The organism is Paracoccus sp. (in: a-proteobacteria) (genome assembly GCF_030538695.1).
Lineage (GTDB): Bacteria > Pseudomonadota > Alphaproteobacteria > Rhodobacterales > Rhodobacteraceae > Paracoccus.
In genome coordinates, this window is record NZ_JAUNTN010000022.1 from 37,775 (window position 1) to 60,360 (window position 22,586).

General features: G+C 64.0%; 20 protein-coding genes and 1 pseudogene. 11 read left to right on the forward strand and 10 right to left on the reverse strand.

The window, feature by feature from the left end; genetic code table 11:
- Positions 1-71: 71 nt before the first annotated feature.
- The 4 genes from Q4G24_RS12815 to Q4G24_RS12830 form a co-directional block, all read right to left on the reverse strand.
- Positions 72-1,607, reverse strand: coding sequence for a Ppx/GppA family phosphatase (locus tag Q4G24_RS12815; RefSeq protein ID WP_303366934.1), 1,536 nt, complete (start codon positions 1,605-1,607; stop codon positions 72-74).
- A 78-nt stretch (positions 1,608-1,685) separates the two neighbouring features.
- Positions 1,686-3,851: an RNA degradosome polyphosphate kinase gene (locus Q4G24_RS12820; RefSeq protein WP_303366935.1), complete on the reverse strand. Its 2,166-nt coding sequence runs from the start codon at positions 3,849-3,851 to the stop codon at positions 1,686-1,688.
- A gap of 30 nt (positions 3,852-3,881) precedes the next feature.
- Positions 3,882-4,571 (reverse strand): DnaA/Hda family protein, encoded by a 690-nt coding sequence (locus tag Q4G24_RS12825; protein WP_303366936.1) that lies wholly within the window; start codon positions 4,569-4,571, stop codon positions 3,882-3,884.
- Between the two features lie 9 nt (positions 4,572-4,580).
- Complete coding sequence (locus Q4G24_RS12830) at positions 4,581-5,708, reverse strand: AI-2E family transporter (protein WP_303366937.1); 1,128 nt, start codon at positions 5,706-5,708, stop codon at positions 4,581-4,583.
- Between the two features lie 118 nt (positions 5,709-5,826).
- On the opposite strand from Q4G24_RS12830, the gene proS reads away from it, so the two are divergent.
- From proS to Q4G24_RS12845, 3 genes are all read left to right on the forward strand, one after another.
- The gene (proS, locus tag Q4G24_RS12835; RefSeq protein WP_303366960.1) at positions 5,827-7,182 is read left to right on the forward strand and encodes a proline--tRNA ligase; all 1,356 of its coding nucleotides are present in this window, start codon (positions 5,827-5,829) and stop codon (positions 7,180-7,182) included.
- A gap of 211 nt (positions 7,183-7,393) precedes the next feature.
- Complete coding sequence (locus Q4G24_RS12840; RefSeq protein WP_303366938.1) at positions 7,394-9,391, forward strand: TonB-dependent receptor; 1,998 nt, start codon at positions 7,394-7,396, stop codon at positions 9,389-9,391.
- 11 nt (positions 9,392-9,402) lie between these two features.
- Positions 9,403-9,759, forward strand: coding sequence for a hypothetical protein (locus Q4G24_RS12845; protein WP_303366939.1), 357 nt, complete (start codon positions 9,403-9,405; stop codon positions 9,757-9,759).
- 651 nt (positions 9,760-10,410) lie between these two features.
- Here Q4G24_RS12845 and aroB read toward each other — a convergent pair.
- On the reverse strand, positions 10,411-11,517 hold the full coding sequence (gene aroB / locus Q4G24_RS12850; protein WP_303366940.1) for a 3-dehydroquinate synthase: 1,107 nt from the start codon (positions 11,515-11,517) through the stop codon (positions 10,411-10,413).
- Positions 11,514-12,053, reverse strand: coding sequence for a shikimate kinase (locus tag Q4G24_RS12855; RefSeq protein WP_303366941.1), 540 nt, complete (start codon positions 12,051-12,053; stop codon positions 11,514-11,516). Before Q4G24_RS12855 ends, aroB begins: the two co-directional genes overlap by 4 nt.
- Before the next feature lie 141 nt (positions 12,054-12,194).
- On the opposite strand from Q4G24_RS12855, the gene Q4G24_RS12860 reads away from it, so the two are divergent.
- The 4 genes from Q4G24_RS12860 to Q4G24_RS12875 all read left to right on the forward strand — a co-directional run bounded on the left by Q4G24_RS12860 (position 12,195) and on the right by Q4G24_RS12875 (position 16,274).
- A complete protein-coding gene (locus Q4G24_RS12860) occupies positions 12,195-12,416 on the forward strand; it encodes a hypothetical protein (RefSeq protein ID WP_303366942.1) in 222 nt (73 codons plus the stop codon).
- Entirely contained in the window at positions 12,397-13,917 is a 1,521-nt protein-coding gene (locus Q4G24_RS12865) for a hypothetical protein (protein WP_303366943.1), read from the forward strand. The genes Q4G24_RS12860 and Q4G24_RS12865 overlap by 20 nt, the downstream gene beginning before the upstream one ends.
- A complete protein-coding gene (locus tag Q4G24_RS12870; protein WP_303366944.1) occupies positions 13,917-14,879 on the forward strand; it encodes a tyrosine recombinase in 963 nt (320 codons plus the stop codon). Before Q4G24_RS12865 ends, Q4G24_RS12870 begins: the two co-directional genes overlap by 1 nt.
- 111 nt (positions 14,880-14,990) lie before the next feature.
- The gene (locus tag Q4G24_RS12875; protein ID WP_303366961.1) at positions 14,991-16,274 is read left to right on the forward strand and encodes an HlyC/CorC family transporter; all 1,284 of its coding nucleotides are present in this window, start codon (positions 14,991-14,993) and stop codon (positions 16,272-16,274) included.
- Positions 16,275-16,401: 127 nt separating this feature from the next.
- On the opposite strand, the gene Q4G24_RS12880 is transcribed toward Q4G24_RS12875, so the two are convergent.
- From Q4G24_RS12880 to Q4G24_RS12890, 3 genes are all read right to left on the reverse strand, one after another.
- Entirely contained in the window at positions 16,402-17,148 is a 747-nt protein-coding gene (locus tag Q4G24_RS12880; protein WP_303366945.1) for an NADPH-dependent F420 reductase, read from the reverse strand.
- A gap of 11 nt (positions 17,149-17,159) precedes the next feature.
- Positions 17,160-18,131 (reverse strand): alpha/beta hydrolase fold domain-containing protein, encoded by a 972-nt coding sequence (locus Q4G24_RS12885; protein WP_303366946.1) that lies wholly within the window; start codon positions 18,129-18,131, stop codon positions 17,160-17,162.
- Positions 18,132-18,255: 124 nt separating this feature from the next.
- Positions 18,256-18,630: a helix-turn-helix domain-containing protein gene (locus tag Q4G24_RS12890; protein WP_303366947.1), complete on the reverse strand. Its 375-nt coding sequence runs from the start codon at positions 18,628-18,630 to the stop codon at positions 18,256-18,258.
- A gap of 168 nt (positions 18,631-18,798) precedes the next feature.
- Here Q4G24_RS12890 and Q4G24_RS12895 point away from each other — a divergent pair, with 168 nt between their 5' ends.
- Positions 18,799-19,812: an NAD(P)-dependent alcohol dehydrogenase gene (locus tag Q4G24_RS12895; protein WP_303366948.1), complete on the forward strand. Its 1,014-nt coding sequence runs from the start codon at positions 18,799-18,801 to the stop codon at positions 19,810-19,812.
- A 48-nt stretch (positions 19,813-19,860) separates the two neighbouring features.
- Here the strand turns inward: Q4G24_RS12895 and Q4G24_RS12900 are convergent.
- Positions 19,861-20,196 (reverse strand): annotated as a pseudogene (locus Q4G24_RS12900) (DUF3883 domain-containing protein); the annotation flags it as partial.
- Between Q4G24_RS12900 and Q4G24_RS12905 the strand changes: the two are divergent.
- The 3 genes from Q4G24_RS12905 to Q4G24_RS12915 are packed head-to-tail and all read left to right on the forward strand — an operon-like array spanning position 20,077 to position 22,585.
- The gene (locus Q4G24_RS12905; RefSeq protein ID WP_303366949.1) at positions 20,077-21,984 is read left to right on the forward strand and encodes a phage tail protein; all 1,908 of its coding nucleotides are present in this window, start codon (positions 20,077-20,079) and stop codon (positions 21,982-21,984) included. The pseudogene Q4G24_RS12900 and the gene Q4G24_RS12905 sit on opposite strands and share 120 nt — an antisense overlap.
- Positions 21,969-22,205 carry a hypothetical protein gene (locus tag Q4G24_RS12910; RefSeq protein ID WP_303366950.1) on the forward strand — a complete coding sequence of 79 codons (237 nt, stop codon included), beginning with the start codon at positions 21,969-21,971 and terminating at the stop codon, positions 22,203-22,205. Before Q4G24_RS12905 ends, Q4G24_RS12910 begins: the two co-directional genes overlap by 16 nt.
- Positions 22,202-22,585, forward strand: coding sequence for a hypothetical protein (locus tag Q4G24_RS12915; protein ID WP_303366951.1), 384 nt, complete (start codon positions 22,202-22,204; stop codon positions 22,583-22,585). Before Q4G24_RS12910 ends, Q4G24_RS12915 begins: the two co-directional genes overlap by 4 nt.
- Position 22,586: the final 1 nt, after the last annotated feature.

Genomic DNA, 22,586 nt, shown 5'->3' on the forward strand with positions numbered 1-22,586 from the left:
TGTCCAGAAATATCCCGGGGGAATCGCGCAGTCATACGCGATGGGGGCAGCGCCCCCGCAAAGCCAGCCCGTCAGCTTATCGTGCCTTCGACACCCATCGCCTTGCACAAGGACTGGAACCGTGCCTCCGTCACCTCGCCGGACAAGGCCCGCCCGGTTTTGGTCAGGACCAGCTCAAGCGTCTTTTTCTTAGGCGCGTATTTCAGCTCTCCCGCCTCGGACGGGTCTTTGATCGAGAACATCGCCCCAAAGCGCATGGCCTTGCCCAACACTTCGGCCTCTTGCAATTCGGCCTCGCTCAGCAAAGCGAACAGCGGCGCCATCGGCGAATCCGTGCGGCTGTTGCGATAGCGGTGCAGCAGGGCGACGCCCAGAAAGATGCGCTCAGGATGGCTCAGCGCCGCCATATTGGCGCGGGTGACATTATCGAAACAGACCTCGGCCCGGTAATCGGGATGCGCACGCCACGCCGTATCATGCAGCAGACAGGCGGCTTTCAGCAAACGATGGCGTTCCGAGGTCATCTCGGGGAACAACGGCAGCAGAAATTGATACAACTTCTTGCCAAAGCCCGGCATCCGCGACATCTGGCGTTCCGAAAACCGCGCCGCTTCGATCAGCGGGTCGCGGTGGCGCAGTTCGTCGGGCATCTGTTCGTAAAGCAGCCCCTCGCGGATACCATAGGACGACACCGCCAGTTCCCTGGGTGCGAAACTCTCCACCAATTGCCGCAGCACTTGCGCCGCCAGCGGCACCAGTTCGATACGCGAGGACGAAATCCCGACCTGCTTGCGCAACTCGCTCATATCGTTTTTGGCGATCCAGTCGGTCGTCTCCAGCACCGCCTGCGGGTCCATGCGGTATTCATGCAGCACCGTCATGGGATAGGCGCGGCGTTCCATATCCAGCCGCGCAATCGCCCGCCACGAGCCACCGACCAGATAGATACGGTCGTGATCCTTGCCAATCTCATCCACCAGGTCGGCCATGACCTTCTTGATATATTTGCGGATTCCGCTGTCGCCGCCCTTGACCTGCTGAAGCCGGAACGGACCAAGCTGGCTGGTCACGCGCTTGCCGACCTTGCCATCGGCCACCACGGCCAGCTCCATCGAGTTGCCGCCAATGTCGCAAACCAGCCCTTTGGCATCGGGCCAGCCCAACAACACACCCTGCGCCGACAGCCGGGCTTCCTCGGGACCGTCGATCACCAGCAGCTTCAGCCCGGTTTCCTTTTCCACCCGCTTGCGCCACTCCGGGCCATCCTCGGCCTCGCGCACGGCGGCGGTGGCCACGCAGGTCAGCGGCTTGATATTCATTCCTTCGGCCAGCGCGGCAAAGCGTTTCAGCGCCGCCAGACCGCGCACCGCACCTTCGGGGTTCAGCCTGCCGGTCGTCACCAGCCCGGCACCCAGCCCCGCCATGACCTTTTCGTTAAAGAAATAGGCCGGGCTGCGGGCGGCACCGTCGAACACCACCATACGGATACTGTTCGACCCCACATCAACCACGCCCACACGGGACAGCGCACGGGCAGAGGCGCTTTCGAACAGCGACTTTCCAAAAGGCTCGACGCTTTTCCCGGTTGCAGTCAGGATTCCGTTCATCTTCGGGTTTCCGTTTCTGGCTTGCCGTCATGTCCGCATGGCACACAAACCCGTGAAGGGTCAATGCGCCTGAACCGTTTACTCTGGCGTATGGGTCAGGGCCGGCACATCTGCCGCACCTGCGCTGCCGCGACCGGACAGCGACGGGTTTTCCATGAAGAAGCGGTGACAATTGAACAGATCATCCCGCCCGGCCGGCAGATAGCGGACATAGCGCCCGTCCGGCTGCAACAGCCAGCTTTGCGCCTCGTCAGCCATATTGGCGGCCATGATCTGACTGGTGATCTGCGCCTTGACGGTCTCGTTCAGACATTCGATCAGGGTTTCGACCCGCCGGTTCAGGTTGCGCCCCATCCAGTCGGCCGAGCTGATGAACACCCGCGCCTTGCCAGAGGGCAGCGCATGGCCGTTACCAAAGCAGACGATGCGGGAATGTTCCAAAAACCGCCCGACGATAGATTTCACACGAATATTATCGGACAGACCCTTGATTCCCGGTCGCAATCCACAAATCCCGCGAATGACCAGTTCGATCCGAACCCCGGCCTGCGAAGCCTCATAAAGCGCCTCGATCACCTCAGCGTCGATCAGGCTGTTCATTTTGGCCCAGATATGGCCGGGGCGGCCCTGCTGCGCCAGCATCGCCTCGCGCCGGATCATGTCCAGCAGGCGCGGCTTCAGCCCGTCGGGCGAGATCGAGAGATTCTCCAGCCCCTCGGGCTGCACATAGCCCGACAGATAGTTGAACACCTTGCTTGCATCGCGGCCCAGCGCCGGATCGCAGGTGAACAGCGACAGGTCGGTATAAATCCGCGCGGTGATCGGGTGATAGTTGCCGGTGCCGAAATGGCTGTACGTCACCAGCCGGTCGCCCTCGCGCCGGACCACGCTGCTGATCTTGGCATGGGTCTTGTAATTCACGAACCCATAGACGACATGCGCCCCGGCCCGCTCCAACCGCCGCGATTGGCGGATATTGGCGGCCTCGTCAAAGCGGGCTTTCAGCTCGACCAGCGCGGTCACGGATTTCCCGGCCTCGGCAGCCTCGCACAAGGCTTCGACGATCGGGCTGTCGCGGCTGGTGCGGTAAAGCGTCTGCTTGATCGCCAGCACATTCGGATCACGCGCCGCTTGCTGGATAAAGCGCACCACCATGTCAAAGGTCTCATAAGGGTGATGCAGCAGCATATCTTTTTGCTGAATCGCCGCGAACATATCGCCGTCATGGTCCTGCACCCGTTCCGGCACCCGCGGGCTGAAGGAAGGCCATTGCAGGTCGCGGCGGCTGTCCAGCACCAGTTCTTTCAGATCGGCAACGCCCAGCAGGCCCTTGACCTCGACCACTTCATCGGGATCGACATGCAACTCGTCCATAATCAGGCGACGCAGCGCCGAAGGCGCTCCTGCGGTGATTTTCAGCCGGATCACGCTGCCCCGACGGCGACGTTTCAACGCGGTCTCAAACTCCCGCACAAGGTCTTCGGCCTCCTCCTCGACCTCCAGATCGCTGTCACGCAGCACCCGAAAGGCACAATGGCCGGTCATCCGGTAATGCGGGAACAGCGTGTCCAGATTCATCAGCAGCAGGTCTTCCAGCGGCAGGAACCGCTGCCCGCCCGGCAAAGCGATAAAGCGCGGCAATTGCGCCGGAATCGGCAACAATGCCTTGATCCGGCGTTCGTCACTGTCGCGGATCACCTCCAGCGCCAGCGAAAAGCCGGTGTTCGGGATAAAGGGGAACGGGTGCGCCGGGTCGATGGCCAGGGGCGACAGCACCGGCAGCACCTGGTCAAAGAAATGCCGGCGCAGAAAGGCGGCCTCATCCGCAGAGACCTGATCGCGGGTCAGGATGGCGATGCCCTCAGCGTTCATCTCGGCGCAAAGGCGGTTCCAGACGGTTTGCTGCGCGCTCATCAGGCGGCGGGCATCGGCGTTAATCAGGGTCAGTTGTTCGGCCGCGCTCAGACCGTCATCGGATGGGGTGGTGTTGTTTTCCCGCACCAATTCCCGCAGCCCGGCGACGCGGACAGTGTAGAACTCGTCCAGATTGGTGGCGCTGATCGACAGAAACCGCAGCCGTTCCAGCAGCGGCACACGCGGGTTGCGGGCCTCGTCCAGCACCCGCCAGTTAAAGGACAGCCAGGACAGTTCCCGATTGAAAAACCGCGCCGGACCTTCGGGCGTGCCTTCGGGCAGGTCCACGGGGCTGGGAAAGGCGGTTTTCAGGAAATCGGCTTGGGTCATGGTCACTGTCTTTGGTTAAAGGGACGCCGCTTATGCCTCATCAATGGCCAACCTGTCCAGCACTTCGGCAGCCAAAGCGCGGGTCAGCGGGCGCCGGTCCGACAGCGCCTGCGCATCCATCGCCGCGACCAGCCGCCGGGCAAGGCCAAGGTCACGGTCCATGCGCAGCGCCAGCCAGCCAATGACGGCGGGCGGCACCGCAATCTGGCGATCCGCGAACAGCTTGACCAGCACCGCCTGCAACAGCGCCGGATCGGGCGGGCCAAGCCTGACCTGCGTCACCGCATCCATACGCGAGCGCAGATCGGGCAGCGCCAGCCCCCAGTCGCGGGGGGCGCTGCGCGCCGTCAAAAGCAGCAGCGCCCCCCGCGCCGGAGCCAGGTTCCACAGGTGAAACAACGCCTGCTCGGCCCCCGCAGCACCACCTGCGCGATGCGCGTCCTCGACCACCAATGCACCGCCTTCTGGCAACAGGGCCTCGGCAGCATCAGGGTGCAGATTGCGGGCGTTAACACGGGTTGCACCATGTTCCGCTGCCCAAAAGGCCGCCAGATGCGACTTGCCCGCGCCTGCTGGCCCGATCAGCAGCATCCGCCCCTGCGGCCAGGCTTGCGGGCTGTCCAGCATCGCCAGCACCGCCGCGTTCGCATCCGTCACCAGAAAATCCGCCCGCGTCAGCGCAGGCGGAACCGTCAGGTCAAAGGTCAGTTGCCGTGCCAATGTGCCGCCTTACGCCTGCTCTTGTGCCTTATCCCGCGCGACCTTCTGCGCCGATTGCAGGGCGCTGTCCTGATCCTGTGCATTGAACGCGCGGCCCTGATAGAGCTTGCTTTCCGTATAGCGCCGGGTCGCAAAGCGGACCAGCACCCCCAGCGCAGCCGCCATCGGCACCGCAACCAACATTCCGGCGAAACCGAACAGCGCCCCGAAAACAGACAACGCCATCAGCAACCAGATCGGGTGCAGCCCGACATAGCTGCCGACCAGACGCGGGGTCAGAAAATTGCCCTCCAGCACCTGCCCGATGACAAAGATCGTGATGACCACGCCAATCCAGAACGGATCACCCCAGAAATGGAACAGCGCCAGACCGATGGCCAGCGCCCCACCGACGATGGCCCCGACATAGGGGATAAAGCTGATCGCCCCGGTAATCACCCCGACGATCAGGCCAAAGGGCAGCCCCACCGCCATCAGCGTCACCGAATAATAGGTCGCCAGAATCGAGATCACGATGGCTTCGCCGCGCAGGAAACCGGCCAGCGCCTGATCGACCTCTCCGGCCAGTGTGCGGATGGTGTTGGCGTGGTCACGCGGCAACAGCGCGTCAATCCGCATCACCAGCTTGTCCCAGTCCAGCAGGAGGTAAAAGGCCGCGACCGGGACAATGACCATGAACAGCACCGCGCTGATGACGCCGCCCACCGATTGCATGACCGAGGTCAGCAATTCGCCACCGCGCGACTGGATGGTTTCACCGATACTGCCGATGGCCGAACGGACCGGGCTGCCCTCGACCAGCAAATCAGGGAATTGCTGCGAAAGGAAGGCCTGAAGCTGGCGGAACATATCCGGCGCGGCAGCGATCAACTGGCTGGCCTGCGACACCAGCAAAGGCACCAGCACCAGCAACAACGCGACCAGCACCAACGCGGCAACCAGCGTAATCAGCGTCACCGCCCATGTCCGCGACAGGCCCTTACGCTCCAGCCAGTCGGCAATCGGGTCCAGCAGATAGGCCACCGCCGCCGCCACGATAAAAGGCAGCAGCGTGTTGCCCAACTTCCACATCACCAGCCCGAACACCGCTGCGGCGACGGACCACCAGATCACCTGTTGCCGAACCGGCAGCGCCATATTCTGTCCCCCTGTTGGTTCCCGCGTGATGACCGTCTGCGCGGCTACCTTCAAGCAAAATCTTGCGGGCGGCGCGGCGATACCCTATCCCGAACGCGCCGATATATCAGAGGTTCCGATGCGCCTGTCCCGCTATTTCCTGCCCGTCCTGAAAGAAGACCCGAAAGAGGCGCAGATCGCCAGCCACCGGCTGATGCTGCGCGCGGGCATGATAAAGCAGCAATCTGCGGGGATTTATTCCTGGCTGCCGCTTGGCCTGAAAGTGCTGCGCCGGATCGAACAGATCGTGCATGAGGAGCAGGCCCGCGCCGGTCACATTCCGGTGCTGATGCCGACGATCCAATCTGCCGATCTGTGGCGGGAATCGGGGCGCTATGATGATTACGGTCAGGAAATGCTGCGCATCACCGACCGTCACGACCGCGAGATGCTTTACGGCCCCACCAATGAAGAAGTCATCACCGACATCTTCCGCGCCCATGTGAACAGCTATAAAGACCTGCCGCTGACGCTGTATCAGATCCAGTGGAAGTTCCGCGATGAGATCCGCCCCCGCTTCGGCGTCATGCGGGGCCGCGAGTTTCTGATGAAGGATGGCTATAACTTCGACCTGACCAAAGAGGATGCGCTGCACGCCTATAACCGGCATCTGGTCAGCTATCTGCGGACCTATGAACGCATGGGCCTGCAAGCCATCCCGATGCGGGCGGATGGCGGCCCCATCGGTGGCGACTATACGCATGAGTTTCTGGTGCTGGCCGAAACCGGCGAATCCGAGGTGTTCTATGACGCCGAGATCACCGACCTGACCTTCGGCAACCGCCAGATCGACTATGACGACGTAGCACAATGTCAGGCGATCATGGAGGAGTTCACCAGCCGCTATGCCCGCACCGACGAAACCCATGACGAGGCGATCTTTAACGAGATCCCCGAGGCGCGGCGGCGTTCCGCCCGCGGCATCGAGGTCGGGCAGATCTTCTATTTCGGCACCAAATATTCCGAGGCCATGGGTGCCACCGTCGTCGGTCCCGATGGCGCCCGCGTCCCGGTCGAAATGGGCAGCCACGGCATCGGCGTCAGCCGCCTGCTGGGTGCCATCATCGAGGCCAATCACGACGACAAAGGCATCATCTGGCCCGAAGGCGTGACCCCGTTCCATGTCGGCATCGTCAATCTGAAACAAGGCGACGCCAGCACCGATTCGGCTTGCGAGGCGCTTTATACCGAATTGAAATCCCACGGTCTGGACCCGCTCTATGACGACCGCGACGAGCGCGCCGGGGCCAAGTTTGCCACCATGGACCTGATCGGCCTGCCCTGGCGCATCACTGTCGGCCCGCGCGGTCTGGCGGCCAACAAGGTCGAGCTGACCAACCGCCGCAACGGCGAGGTGCTGGAACTGTCCCCCGCCGAGGCTGTCGCCCGTCTGGCCGAAACCTATCAGCCGGTGAAAGACGCCGCTTATCGCTAAGCCCTTGGGCGGCTGCATAAACTCAAGGCGCGGGTCGCATCAGCCCGCGCTTTTTCATACGCCGCAGCCCCCATCGGGGCCACAGCCACCGCTGGCCTGTGCAATCCCACAACAGCAGTTCCGGCTTGCGCCGAAACGCCGCATCGTAATATTTGACAAATTACATCAGGATTTGCTCTGATCCTTGCCACGCCATGACGAAAGGATACCCATGCCCCGCCTTCTGCCCCTGCTGCTGACTTCGGCCCTTGTTCCGGCACTGCCTGCCTTGGCGCAGGATGATCCGGTGGTTCTGGACCCGGTGGTGATCTATGCCACCGGCCTGCCGACCGAGATCATGCGCAATCCGGCCTCGATCACGGTCATTCAGGGCGACGACCTGCCCGCCGCACCCGTCAGCATCGCCACGCTGATGCGCGATGTTCCGGGCGTGCAGATCACCGAGGAAGGCATGGAGCGCGTCGGCATCCGGGGCGAGACCGGCCGCCGCGTCGCCATCCTCATCGACGGGCAAAAGCTGACCGACCACACCATGTATGGCCAGCCGGTGATGGTTGACCCCACCACGGTCGAGCGGGTCGAAATCGTGCGCGGCTCGTCCTCGGTCGCCTCGGGCAGCCGGGCGATTGGCGGGGTCATCAACATCATCACCAAAACCGGCACCGACCGCCCCTTTGCGCTGACCACGCAAGCGGGCTGGTTTTCGGCCAGTGGCGGCTATCGCGCCTCGGCCAGTGCTGCGGGGACAGTGCAGGCCGGCACCGGGGAACTGGATTACCGCCTCAGCTATGGCCGCATGGATCAGGGCGACCGCAAGACGCCCGACGGGCGGCTGGCCAATTCCGACATGCAGGACCGTAACCTGTCGGGGCATCTGGGCTATCGCATGGGCGACCATTATTTCGGGCTGAAGGCGCAGCAATTCGACCTGTCGGGCAATGTCTGGACCGGCATCCCCGACTTTGACATCAGCCTGCCGCACCGCGATCTGCGCAAGGTTTCGGCCTTTTACGAAGGCACCAACCTGACCCCATGGCTGGAGCGGCTGACCTTTGACATCTATCGCCAGACCATCGACCGCACCTTCCTGAATGACGTGACCGTCAGCCGGGGGCCGGGTGTGGTGGTGAATGTGAACTCGACCTCTGAGGACCGGCAAGAGACCAAAGGCGCGAACCTGCGGGCCGAGATGCGCTTTACAGACAACAGCCGCACCTTGGCCGGGCTGGAATATGAGGACGACTCACTTGTGACCGACAAAACCACGGTCACAACCGCTTTTGGCCGCCCCACCACCGACCTGCGCCATGACAGCGCCCGTATCCGCACGTTCTCGGCCTTTGCGCAGCATGAAATCGACCTGACCGACCAACTGACGGCCACCTTTGGCACCCGTTGGTATGACGTAAAGGCTGACCACCGCGCATCTGTCGCCAACGGTGTGGCAAACCCGGTCACTTCGAACAGCGACAGCCTTGCGCTGGCCTCTGCCGGACTGGTCTGGATGCCGGATGACGGGCTGGCGCTGCGGGCCAATATCTCGCAGGGTTACACCTATCCGACACTGGGCCAATTGTTCCTGTCCACCACGGCGGGCGGGGTGATCCAGAACGGCAACCCCGATCTGAAACCCGAACGTGCCACCAGTTTCGAGCTTGGCGCAAGGCTGGATCGTGGCCCGTGGCAGGTCGATGCGACGCTGTTCCATACCCGGTCGCAGGATTACATCGCACTGATCTACAGCGGCACCATCGGCACCTATCAGAACGTCGAGAAGGCCCGGACATGGGGTCTGGAACTGGCCGCCGAATATGACAGCGACATATGGGGGCTGCGGCCGCACGCCGCGCTGACGCTGATGGACCGCCAGCTGCATTTCGCCAATGGTTACAGCACCGGCGACAGCGGCACCCCGGCCCTTGCCGGCACCATCGGGCTGCGCAAGGACTGGCAGCACCAGCAGTTCAGCGGCAGTTTCGACCTGTTCCTGCGTGGCGAAAGCGCGGTCACGATGCGCGACAACAGCGGCACCGAGACCGATGGCGCTGCGGGCTATGCCACGCTGAATCTGCGCAGCAGCGTCGAACTGGCCCCCGGCACCACCCTTCTGGCCGAATTCAGCAACCTGACCAACCGCAGCTATACGCCCTATGGCCAGATGCCAGGGGCGGAACGCGCGGTCAACCTGTTCCTGACGAAATCGTTTTAAGGGGAGGCACCATGCTGAAACCCGCGCTTGTGATCCTGACGCTGATGGGGGATGGCGGCACCCGTATCACCCTGAGCGCGGCGGACAGTCCAGAGGAATGTGAGGCCCGGCGCGAGGTGCTGACACAGGTGTTGACCCATGCCGGGCAAGCGCCCCTGCTGGCAATTTGCGGGGAAACCGCGCTGCGGCTGTCGCCCTTTGTGCATGGTGTCCCCGAGCAGGCAGAGGTCAACCGCTATCGCCTGACGATGCAAGGTGGCGGCTTTATCGTCGAACCCTTGGGCGATGCGCCCTGCCTTGATGCGCGCGATGCCGAACCTGCGATCTGGTGCGCACGTTCAGCGCAAATAGTGCTGCCGGATGAATAGGCTGGCGCGGCCTCTGATGGCCCTGATGCCGCTGAGCGGGCTGCCCTCTCTGATCTGGCTGCGCAGCTCTTGGCCGCGTCTGTCCGATCCACGCAGCCTCGGCCTGCACCAAGGCTGCTGATCCGCAACCGGCGCTTTTCCTGCTGCCTGCCGTCCTGCTGGGTGGCGCTATGGCTGCCTGACGGGGTTGGTTGCTGAAATGCCGGGATGATGTGCTGGCTGGGCGGGGTTCGCCTTGCTGGCCGTCGCGCGGATCAAATGCGCGACTTCAACGGGAGGAATAGCACAAAACTCTCGAAGCGCAAGAAACAATCAACAAAATCATATAGTTGATTATTTTGATGCGTTAATATTCCGCACAAAAATCAACAGCCTGCGGCGTTCTGCCCGTTTGCACCCGGTTCACATATCCGCCCCATTTATATCGAAAGCTGATAAGATCATACGCGATTGCGCAACTTTCGACAAATATCGACACCGCCGCCTAGCTGCACCATATTTCGTTTGCACAGGCCCCCGATGTCCGCTTTCCCCGCCCATCCAGCGCATTGGGCAGCGGTTTTTGCCATGTATTCCTGCATCCTCGTCTGATCGCCACCACCACGACCGACGCCCTGACTGCGTGGATCGTCGCGCATCCGGCGAACGCGCTCAGGCCAAACTGTCCGTCAGCACATCGCGCAGCATCGCGGCAGGCACGTCATCGGTGACGAACGCCTGCCCGATGCTCCGTGCCAGAATGAACCGCAGCCGCCCGTCCAGCACCTTTTTATCCTGCCCCATCAGCGCGATCAGCGCATCCGCATCCGGCAGGCCCGGCACCTGCGACAGCCGCGTGGGCAGGCCCATCGCATCCAGATGCGCAGCCACACGGGACGGGGCTTCCTGGCTGCACAACCCCAACCGGGCCGACAGGTCAAAGGCCAGCACACAGCCAAGCGCAACGCCTTCGCCATGCAGCAACCGCGCCCCGTCATAGCCGGTAGCAGATTCCAGCGCGTGACCAAAGGTGTGGCCAAGGTTCAGCAAGGCACGGTCGCCCTGCTCGGTCTCATCCCGTTCAACGATGCGGGCCTTCATGGCGATGGAATGGGCCACAGCGCGACGGCGCAAGCCTTCGTCCTGCGCCAGCAGGGGCGCGTTCGCCTCCAGCCAGCCAAAGAAATCCGCATCCCCCAGCAGGCCGTATTTGGCAACCTCGCCATAACCGGCACGGAAATCGCGCGGCGTCAGGGTGGTCAGCACGCTGGTGTCGGCCAGCACCAGCGCGGGCTGATGAAAAGCCCCGATCAGGTTCTTGCCATGCGGGCTGTTGATGCCGGTCTTGCCGCCAACGCTGCTGTCCACCTGCGCAAGCAGGCTGGTCGGCACCTGCACGAACCGCACCCCACGGCGCAGGATCGCCGCCGCAAAGCCTGCCAGATCCCCGATCACCCCGCCGCCGAAAGCAACGATCAGATCCCGCCGCTCGACCTTTTGTTCCAGCAGCCACTCGACCGAGCGGGTCAGATGCGGCCAGCTTTTGGTGGCCTCGCCCGCAGGCAAGGTCAGGGCGGCACTGTCCAGCCCGGCAGCCGCCAGCCCGTCGCGCAGCGCATCCAGATGCAGCCCGGCCACCGTCTCATCGGTCAGGATCGCCACCCGCCGCCGCTGGCCAAGCGCCGCCAGATGCGCCCCCGCCTGCCCGATCAGCCCCGGCCCGATCAGCACATCATAGGCACGATCGCCAAGAGCAACATGGACGGTTTCGTGGCTCATTCCGCATCCTCCAGAAAAGCGGGGCGCTGGCTGCGCAGCGCCTCGATCACGCGGGCGGTCGTGGCTTCGACACTATCGCGCGGCCCGCTGCGCACGGTCAGGTCGGCGCGAGCATAGACCGGGTTGCGCTGCGCCAGCAGCCGCTCCAACGTACCGCGCGGATCGTCGGTCAGCAGCAAAGGCCGCCCTGCCCGCGCCCGTACCCGGTCCCACAGCGTTTCGGCATCGACATCCAGCCACAGCGCCAGCCCATGTTCGCGGATCACCGCCCGGTTCTCGGCCCGCATCCATGCGCCCCCGCCGGTCGAAACCACCCTTGGCCCCCGCGACAAGATCCGCGCCAGCACCTGCGATTCGCGGGCGCGGAAGAAATCCTCACCATCGCGGGCGAAAATCTCGGGGATGGTCATGGCCGCGGCGCGCTCGATCTCGGTGTCAGCATCGACATGCGGCACGGAAAGCCGACGTGCCAGCTCGGCCCCTATGGCGGATTTTCCCGCCCCCATCATGCCAATCAGAACCAGATTATCGCGCATTGCCTGCCTTTATTCCCCCGTCCGGCCGCCTTTTGCCGAAAACGAAGGCCGATGAACAGCTTTGATGGCGTGATCTTTTCAAAAATGCCATATATAAAACTGGGGATTCCGGCCCAAGATCGGGCGAAAAAGGGCAGATTGATGCGGTTGATAAAGATTTTGCTGGCGCTTGTGGTTCTGGCGGCACTGGGGCTGACGGGTTACGCTTATTTTGGTGACATGGAATCGCGCCCCCGCGAAATGCGGGTGCCGGTGCCTCTGGATCTTGGCGCGATCCCGGATGCGCCCGCCGCTGACACCCCTGCACCAGCCGTCCCTGCCCCCGCAACCGAGCAACCCGCTGATGCGACGAATCTGGACTGATACGGCCAGCGGCCTGCTGGCGCTGATCGCCGGGCTGGGGTTTGTTGCCCCCGCAGTCAGCCAGTCGTTGCGGGCCGAGCCGCCGCTGGCGGCATCCGACTGGCTGTCCGGCAGTTTGCAGCCCCCCCGGCAGGCCGAAGGGTTGCGCCGCGGGGGAGGCGCGACACCCGCCCCCAACCCCGCCCCGCGCCCCCGACAGGTCGCTGAAAGCGCCGATACCGGGACCGTGGCCGTCACCCGGCTTGGTCCCGGCAACCCGGACGGCAAGGGCACCATCCCGCCGCGCAAACTGGGCTTGCCGGATGATCTGTGGTCCGGCACCCCTGCCCCCGATCTGGCGCGGATGCTGGCCGAGACCCGGCCGGATCTGCCTGTCCTGCGCGACCTGCTGCGGCGGCTGATGCTGGCACAGTTCCGTGCTCCGCCGCTGGCCGGTGGTGTCGAAGGCGGCTGGCATCTGGCCCGCGTGGACCGGCTGCTGGACATGGCGGCGCTGGACGACGCCCATGCGCTGATCGAGGTCGCGGGCCTGTCAGACGCCGAACGCTTCCGCCGCCATTTTGACATCGACCTGATCGAAGGCAAGGAAGCCCACGCCTGCACCACCATGACCGAAACCCCCGGCATCGCCCCCAGTTATGAGGCGCGGATTTTCTGCCTTGCCGCAAGCGGCGACTGGCCTGCGGCGGCAACGGTGTTCTATGCCGCCGATGCACTGGCGCTGATCCGCCCCGAGGATGCACCGCTGCTGGCGCATTTCCTTGACGACAGCCTTGTGGATACCAGCATCACGCTTGAACCGCCGGCCCGGATCACGCCGCTGACCTTCCGACTGTTCGAAGCCATCGGCCAGCCCTTGCCGACCACGGGCCTGCCGCTGCCGCTGGCCCGCGCCGATCTGCGCATGAATGGCGGTTGGAAGGCACGGCTGGACGCGGCAGAGCGGCTGGCGCGGGCCGGGGTGATCGACCCCGCCCTGTTGCACGCAATTTATACCGAGCAGCGCCCGGCGGCCTCTGGCGGATCATGGGATCGGGCGGCTGCCGTGCAGGCGCTGGACGCGGCGCTGATCTCGGACGACCGCGCCGCCGTCGGCGTGGCGCTGGATGCAGCCTTTGCCGCCTTTACCGACACCGACATGGGCGCGGTGCTGGCGGCAATTTATGCGCCGGATCAGTCGCACCCGCTGCCCGACGCGCTGCCGGATGGGCCGGGTGCGCAGGCGCTGGCGCTGTTGCAAGGGTTCCAGGGCAGCCGCAACCCCGACCTGCCGCCGGTGCTGGCCGACGGGCTGACCGCTGAGGCCGCCCTTCCTGACCCGGCACAACGCGGCGCGGCGCTGCTGACGGCGATTTCCGATACCGACGCCGGGCTGGTGGGCGACCTGCCCCGCGCTGCCCGCGGGCTGGCCGTGCTGCGCGCCCTTGGGCTGGAGGCAGAGGCCCGGCAAGCCGCCGCGCAAATCGCGCTCTGGCCCGCGCTGAACCGGGGCAACCGCTGATGCCCGACCATCCCGCACCCCAGCCTGCCCCGTCCGAATTACGCCAGATCGCCGCCTTTCTGGATGCGCAGGCCGCCGTGGCCGGGGCGGCGCAAAACACCTTGCTGGCCTATGGCCGCGACCTGCGCGACCTGCTGGAGTGGCTGACCCCGCGCCCGCTGGCCGGGCTGACCCGCAACCAGATCGAGGATTACCTGACCCATTGCGACGCGCAGGGCCTTGCGCGGGCGACACGGGCGCGGCGGCTGGCCTCGATCCGGCAATTCACGCGCTTTGCGCAGGAAGAAGGCTGGCGCGAGGACGACCCCGCCTGCCGCATCCCCGGCCCCGGCAAGGCACAGCGCCTGCCCAAGACCCTGACCCGCGAACAGGTCGCGGCGCTGATCGCCGCCCTGCCCCATTGCGGCCGGACCGAGACCGACCGGCTGCGCAACCGCGCCGCGCTGGAGCTGCTTTACGCCACCGGGCTGCGCGTCACCGAACTGGTGACGCTGCCCGCCGCCGCCTGCCGGGGCAATCCGCAACTGCTGCTGGTCAAGGGTAAGGGCGGCAAGGAACGCATGGTGCCACTGTCCGGCCCTGCCCGCACGGCACTGGCCGCATGGCTGGCGCATCGTGACGCCGCCCCCGAGGACAGCCCGCTGGGACGCCTGCTGGCAAAGAACGGGCGCTGGCTGTTTCCCTCATCCGGGGCAGCGGGCTATCTGACGCGGCAGGGGTTTTCGTTGATCCTCAAGGATCTGGCACTGGCCGCCGGGCTGAACCCGGCACATGTCACCCCGCATATCCTGCGTCACGCCTTTGCCACGCATCTGCTGGAAGGCGGTGCCGATCTGCGGGCGATCCAGACCTTGCTGGGGCATAGCGACCTTGGCACAACCGAAATCTATACGCATGTGCTGGATGCGCGGATGCGCGATCTGGTGCTGAACCACCACCCCCTTGCGCGCGTCAAAGGCTGACGTGCGCCAACAACCCCGGACGGGAACCAGATGATTGCCTTGCTGACTGCCGCCGCAGCCCAAACCGCACCCGCCACAGCCGAGACCTCGGACGGGAACACGCTTTGGGCCATGGGCATCGCCATTCTGATCTGTCTGATCATGTCGGCGTTTTTTTCGGCATCCGAGACTGCGCTGACCGCCGCCAGCCGCCCGAAACTGCGATCCCGCGCCGACAAGGGTGACAGCGGCGCAATTGCGGCGCTGGACATCACCCGCGACACCGACCGCCTGATCGGCGCAATCCTGTTGGGCAATAACGTCGTCAACATCCTTGCCGCCGCACTGGCAACCACGCTGTTCACCGGCCTGTTCGGCACCAGCGGCGTGGCCATTGCCACCTTTGTCACCACGGTTCTGGTGCTGATCTTTTCCGAGGTCATGCCGAAATCCTATGCCATTGGAAACCCCGAGAATCTTGCCGCCACCGTCGCCCGCCCGATCCGGGCCATCATCCGGGTTCTGACTCCGATCGTGGTGGTGGTTCAGGTCATCGTGCGCGGTCTTCTGGGGCTGTTTGGCCTGCGCAATGCTCAGGACGGCAATCTGTTTTCCGTGCAAGAGGAAATCGCCGGTGCGCTGGCCATCGGCCACAGCGCCGGGGCGGTGCAGAAAGAGGACCGCGACCGCCTGCTTGGGGCGCTGGACCTTGGCGAGCGCACCGTGGACGAGATCATGCTGCACCGCTCGCAAATCGAGATGATCGACGCCAGCCTGCCCGCTGCCGAGATCCTCGACGCGGTGTTGAGCAGCCCCCATACGCGCCTGCCGCTGTTTCGGGACGAGCGCGAAAACGTCATTGGCGTGATCCATGCCAAAGACCTGCTGCGCTCGATCAACCGGGTGGTGCGCGAAGGCGGCGGTGCCGATGCGCTGCGCGATTTCGACGTGATGGGCGTAGCGATGCAGCCCTATTTCGTCCCCGAAACCACCGCTTTGGACGAACAGATGCGCGAGTTCCTGAAACGGCGCACGCATTTCGCGCTGGTGGTGGACGAATATGGCAGCCTGCGCGGGCTGATTACGCTGGAAGACATTCTGGAAGAAATCGTCGGAGAAATCGCGGACGAACACGACACCGGCAACGAACCCGGCCTGACCCCCACCGCCTCGGGCGATTATATCGTGGACGGGGCCATGACCATCCGCGACCTGAACCGCGCGCTGGACTGGAACCTGCCCGACGACGAGGCCAACACCATTGCCGGGCTGGTCATCCACATGGCCCAGTCAATCCCCGCACAAGGACAGGTGTTCAGCTTTGAAGGCTTCCGCTTCGAGGTCGTCACCCGCCGCGAAAACCGCATCACCCGCCTTCGCATCCGCCCGTTGATGCAACAACCGGAGGCAGACTGAGCGGGGGAATGAGGGCGAAAGGCGGCGGGGACAGACCTGCGACCGGCCTACCCTCAGCTTTCACCATCTGGCACTGACCGACAAACCGGCATTGCCGGCCAGTATTTTCGGGCAGGCCCGCTTGGGATCACCGCCCGGCATTCACCCGCCGGTTCAGGCGGACCAGATCTTCGTGCGTGGCGTTTTGGGGCAACGCAGCCATGTCGTCCATCAGGCGGGCGCGGATTTTTGGGGCCTCACCCGGCTGGGCCGCGGCCAGCGCATCGCGCGCCTCACCGGCGGTCCAGTCGCAGCAATAGACCGGGGTCGAGGGCTGTTGCCGCCACGATTCCGACAGCGGCCCGGCATCTACGGGGTCAAAGCCGATCTCATCGACCAGACCCGCGAGCAGCGCCTTGGCCGCCGCGTCATCCCCGGCAATCGTCACCGCCAGCCGGTCAGGCACACCCGAAGGCCGCGACAGATTTTTCAGCGAGGGCGCAAGGATCATGTTGAACGCCTTGATAACGGGGCGGCCGATCTGTTCGGCCACCCATTCGCTTTCGACCTGCCCGGCCTCGACCGCCGGGATCGGATCATGCAGAATGCCCGGATAGTAATTGCTGGTATCCACCACCGGCACCCCGGCGGGCAGGTCGTCGAACAGCCCTGCGGGCAGCTTGGCCATGGCGACAAAGGGAATCGCCAGGATCACGCAATCCGCGCCCTGAACCGCGCCTTTCTGGTCCGTGGGCGTGGCCCCGATCTCTTGTGCCAGATCGCGCACGGCATCCGCCCCGCGCGAATTGGCGATGCGGACATCATGTCCCGCCGCCGCCAGTTTGCGCGCCAATGTGCCGCCGATATTGCCCGTGCCGATAACACCAATCTTCATGGCTTGTCCTTTCATGCCGCAGCCACGCCAAAGGCGCGTTTCCAGGCCGCGATGTCGGTGTCGTTGATTGTGTCAATCAGCGGTCCCTTGGTGCCGATCTGCCCACCATGCGGCAGGCCGGGAGAGATATGCAGCTCGGTCGCCACGCCAGCCTGCATCAGCCGCTGTGCAAAGGCAATGCTTTCGCCCGTGAACAGGTCAATCGACCCGCAACTGATAAAGGTGGACGGCAAACCCGACAAATCAGCCATCCGCGCCGGCGCGGCATAGGGGGACACGTCCTCCCCGCCCGGCACGGTCCCAAGCCGCGCCTGCCAGCCAAAGGCATTGTTCTGCCGCGACCAGCCATATTCGCCATTATAGGGCCAGTTGTCGGGGTCCGTTCCGGTGCGGTCATCCAGCATCGGCTGGATCAGATGCAGATGCGCCAGCGGGATTGCGTCCCGGTCCCGCGCCCAAAGCGCCAGCCCCGCCGCCAGCCCGCCCCCGGCGCTGGTCCCCAACAGGCCAATCCGCTGTGGGTCGATGTTCAGCGCCTGCGCCTGCCCGATCAGCCATTTCAGCGCGGCATAGGCGTCCTCAAGCCCGCCGGGAAAGCGGGTCCCGGGCGAAAGCCGATAATCGACCATGACCAGAACCGCACCCAGTTCGCGTGCCAGCGGGCCATAAATGCCAAGGCTTTGTTCAGGCTTGCCCGCCACATGGCCACCCAGATGGGTCTCCAGAATGGCCGGACGGGGCGCGGTTCCACCCTGAGGCTCCAGCACAAGGACACGCACATCGGGATCGCCCGGCGCGCCGGGGATAAACCGCTCGCTCAGGGTCTGGCCGGAGAGGTCAAGGTGATCCAGCCCCAGAAGCTGCGCCATCCCGGCGTCGGCTTCTGCGCGAAAGGCGGGCAGACCTTCGGTCGTCAGGTCAACGGGCGGCATCGCCTCAAAGATCGGCGCGACCTCGGGGGCCAGAAGATGACGGGATGTCATGTCGGTTTCCTTTCGTCCCAGAACGCAGGTGTTCAGAAATAATCAGGCTGCCCGCTGGCGCCGGACAGACCGCCAAGCGCACCGATCCTGCTGTGCGCGAAACTGGCAGCACCCATGACCAGCATCACCCCTCCTGCGGCCCGCCGTCCTGCGCCTCGCACTTCCGGAACGCCCAATCCATCAGCGCCTCGATGGATGGGCCAAGTGCGCGGCCAAGATCGGTCAGCGCATATTCCACCTTAGGCGGAACCTGCGGATAGACCGTCCGGGTGATGATTCCGTCTTTTTCCAGATCCTTGAGTTGCTGGATCAGCATTTTCTGGTTCACGCCCACCACCCGCTTTTCCAGTTCCGAAAAGCGAACCGGCACCTGCGCCGCGAAAAGCTGGACGATGATGACGATTTTCCACTTTCCTTCCAGCACACGAAGGGTCTCGCATGTCGCAGTCGCCCAGATCTGGTGCTGTTTTGGATCGTCGCTCTGCCAGTCTGGTTTCACGGCTATACCTTTTCGTCTGTTACCCACCAAAAGGTGGGTTCTTGCGATAGTATCTAGCTACTCATAAATCCGGGTCCAGTAAATAGCCGGTGAGAACGCTGCCGGGCCAATCAACACATTGGTCTGGAACAGGCCGTAAGCCGCCGTAACCAAAGGGAAACTGAGACAATGAAAGCGATACGCTGGACGACCGGAGACAAGCCGGGGCTGGAGCTGCACAATGAGCCGACACCGACGCCCGGTCCCCATGAGGTCGTGGTCAAGGTTCACGCCGCATCGCTGAACTTTCGTGATCAGGCGATCCTTGATGGTGCCTATGGCACCCCGGTCAAGCCGAATGGCGTTCCCCTGTCTGACGGCGCAGGCGAGGTTGTCGCCGTCGGCCGCGATGTGACACGCGCCAAGGTCGGTGATCGCGTTTCGGCGTCCTGCTATCAGCACTGGATCGGCGGCCCGCCGCGTCAGGAATATCAGCCCGACAGCCTCGGCATCACCACGGACGGCTGGCTGGCCGAGAATATCCTGTTGCATGAAAACGCCCTCGTGCATCTGCCGGACTATCTGTCCTATGTCGAGGCGGCGGCGCTGCCTTGTGCCGCCGTTACTGCCTGGACGGGTCTGAACCTGTCCTCGCCGCTTCAGGCCGGGGAAACGGTGCTGGTTCAAGGCACGGGCGGCGTGGCGCTGTTTTCGTTGCAGATCGCCAAGATGTTCGGCGCAAAGGTTCTGGCGATCACCTCGTCGGATGAAAAGGCGGAGCGGCTGAGGACGCTGGGTGCTGCCGCCATCGTCAATTACCGGACCCATCCCGATTGGGACACGGAAATCCTTGCCCTGACGGATGGGCGAGGCGTTGATAAAACCATCGACATCGCGGGCGAAAAGACGATTGTAAAATCGGCCGCCGCAACCCGCATCGGGGGCGACATCTCGCTGGTCGGGTTCACCAGCGGCTTTGGTGGCGGGCTGCCGCCGATTGATATTCTGTCGCGCTCGCTTCACGTCGCCGGGACAGCAATCGGGCCGCGGGTGAATTTCGAGGCGTTACTACGCGCCATGGCCTTGCATGAGGTGCATCCCGTGCTGGATCAGGTGTTTCCGTTTGCGGATTATCAGGACGCCTATCACCGCCTGAAAAGCGGCGAACACGTCGGCAAGGTCGTGATCGACGTCGCGCACTGACGCGACCGTCGGCTTGTGCCTGTGACCTGCCCCCCTTTGTTCCCTCGTTTATAACGAGAGTCTGCGGGTTTTATTTTGGTATTCGGGTTCGTCCTCTGGCGCAAGCGCGGCGGGCGCGGAGCCCTCAAGTTGCTCAAGCGTTCGGCGCGCGTCCAGCGGCGGGTGCAGCTCGAACGCCTTCGGCTCACGCGCAAAGTTCCACAGGCGGAAAAGGGACCATTCCGACCGGCGTTCCTCGGCCACGGCCAGCTCGTTGCGGCTGATGTGGAAGGGCGTGCGTTCCCAGCCATTCGTCGTCTTCACCTCGATCAGGCGCGGACTACCATCCAGCGCGAAGCTGGCGATATCGTAGCCGGCTCCGTCGCCATCTTCCTCCGACACCCATTCACGCCTTTCCTGTCACTGGCCGAAAGCCACAATGCGGTCCATGCTCAATACCCTGAACCGGCTGAACGCTGGGTCGCAAAAGAGGCGCCGCCGCGCTATTCGGCAGAGCATGAGGCCGAGGATCAGGGGCGGCGGCTGATCGCCTCGGTCTCGCTGCCCACCGCACCTTACCCCAATCAGGTCCAGCGCATGATGCAATTCATGCTTCAGGAAGAGCGCAGGATGGCCCGGCATGAGCTGCCGATGCCCCCGGATTTTGCGGTGCTGGAGCCCTTGGATGCAGTCGCATGGACCAGCGCCCGCAATGGCTATGTAAATAAGGTCTTCGAGGTTGCTTCAAAAACCGATTATCAGCGCAGCTTGAACCAGCGGATCGCACTGCGAGAGCGCGATTCGGCCGATGTGATCTGGCGCCCCACCGATCTGTTGCCGAGCGCGCCGGTATCTGTCGCCACACCGCTGCCCGTTGCTGAAGCTGTGCCCGGCTTTGATGCTCGTGGCATCACCCTTTTGGATAAAGACGGGCGGGCGCGGCGCCCCGCCTGCCAGCTGACCTGGGACGCCGATCAGCCCGATGTGCAAGGCATCCATTATGAAATCCGGGTGTCCGGTCGGGTGGAACTGGCTGGACAGGGATCAACCATGGATGTCAGCGCCGGGGGGCTGGTGGTTGTCGATGGCGTGCTGCCGGGGACAGACATGGAAGCCCGCGCCCGGCTGGTCGTCAATCGCCCGGTGATCTGGTCGGCATGGCGCCCGTTTCAGACGGCGGACATCAAGATCCCGCTGGTCGAGATTGATGACACCCCGCCGCCGCGCCCGGCAGCTCCTGCACTTACGGCCGCCTTGGGCAAGATCAGCGCAAGTTGGGTCATCGGGGTCGAAGACACGGCCTATTCCGATCTGGAACTGATCGAAGGCAGCGGCAATCCAGTATGGTTTCAAAGCGGTGGCACCAGCTATGAGTGGTCGCCGGTCAAGCCAGGCGTGGATTACAAGATCCGACGCCGGGAGGTTGACCGGGTGGGGAACAAATCCCCTTGGTCGGATTATGCCGCAATCAAGTCCACGACGGACACCACCCCACCGGCCACACCCACGGGGCTGAAACTGACAGCCGGGTTCAACACCATCTGGATCGAGTGGGACCGCAACACCGAGGATGACCTTGCCTATTACGAGGTTGCAGCAGGGGCTGCATCCTTTACCGAAGCCGCAGCGCCAGCCAATATCATTGCCTCCACGGTCGCCAACAGTTTCGTTCTGACCGAACTGCCCGACGGCACCAGTCGTCACATCCGGGTTCGGGCGGTGGACACGTCGGGCAATGCAAGCCCTTGGACTGCGGCCCTGTCAAAAGCCACCGTGGCTTCGCCCAAGATCACGACCCAAGAACTACAGGGTCTGGTCGATGCCACCAGCTTCGCAGCGGGCATTGAACCTGTCCGGGTGGTGACGACGGCCAGCTTACCGACGGTCAAGGATACCTCAGCAATTGTCTGGCAGGGTCAGCTTTATCGCTGGGATGGCACCAAATACACGGCCTCGGTTGCAGCGGGGGACGTAACAGGACAGTTTGTGGCCTCGCAGATCGCCACGGGCGCTGTTGGTGCAGAGCAAATCGCTGCCGGAGCCATCACCACCTCCAAGCTCGGAGTGGGTGATTTCACCAATAAGGTGCCAGATAACCAATTGTCCGACCCGGCCTCTTGGGTGTTCTATGCTGCGTCGGCCGGCGCATTCTGCAGACGCCCGAGGTGGTCACGCAGGTGCTGGCGGCGCTGAAGCGCGATAAGGTGTCCGAGGCCGAGGCCATCGCGGCGCTGCATGATTTCAACACGCTCTGGGCCCAGCTGTTTCCGCTTGAGCAGTCGCGGATCATCCAGCTGCTGGTCCGGCGTGTCACCGTCACCGCCGCCGGGCTCGAGGTCGACATCCGGCGCGAAGGCGTCGCGGGCGTGATCCGCGAGATGATCGCGCCGCGCGACATGGAGGCCGCCGAATGACCCGTGGCAATGGCACGATCCGCGTGCTGATCCCCCTGAAGCTGCGCAAGAAGAACGGGCGGCCGAAAATCATGCCGCCCGCCGATTACAGCCCGAGCGAGGATCAGACGCAGGACCCGCACATCCTGCGCGCCATCGGCCGGGCATGGGGCTGGCGGCGGCGCATGGAGGCAGGCGAGTTCTCCACGATCCAGGAATTGGCCGAGGCCGTCGGTCTGGCTGAGCGCCATGTCAGCCGCCAGCTGCGCCTTGCCTATCTGGCACCAGAGGTCCTCAAACGCCTGACCTGCGGACGCGAGGCGTCGGCGGTCAGCCTCTACGACCTGTGCTTTCTGGCGGGGGAGACATGGCAGGAGCAGGCTGAGCGGGCGTTTCGGTGAC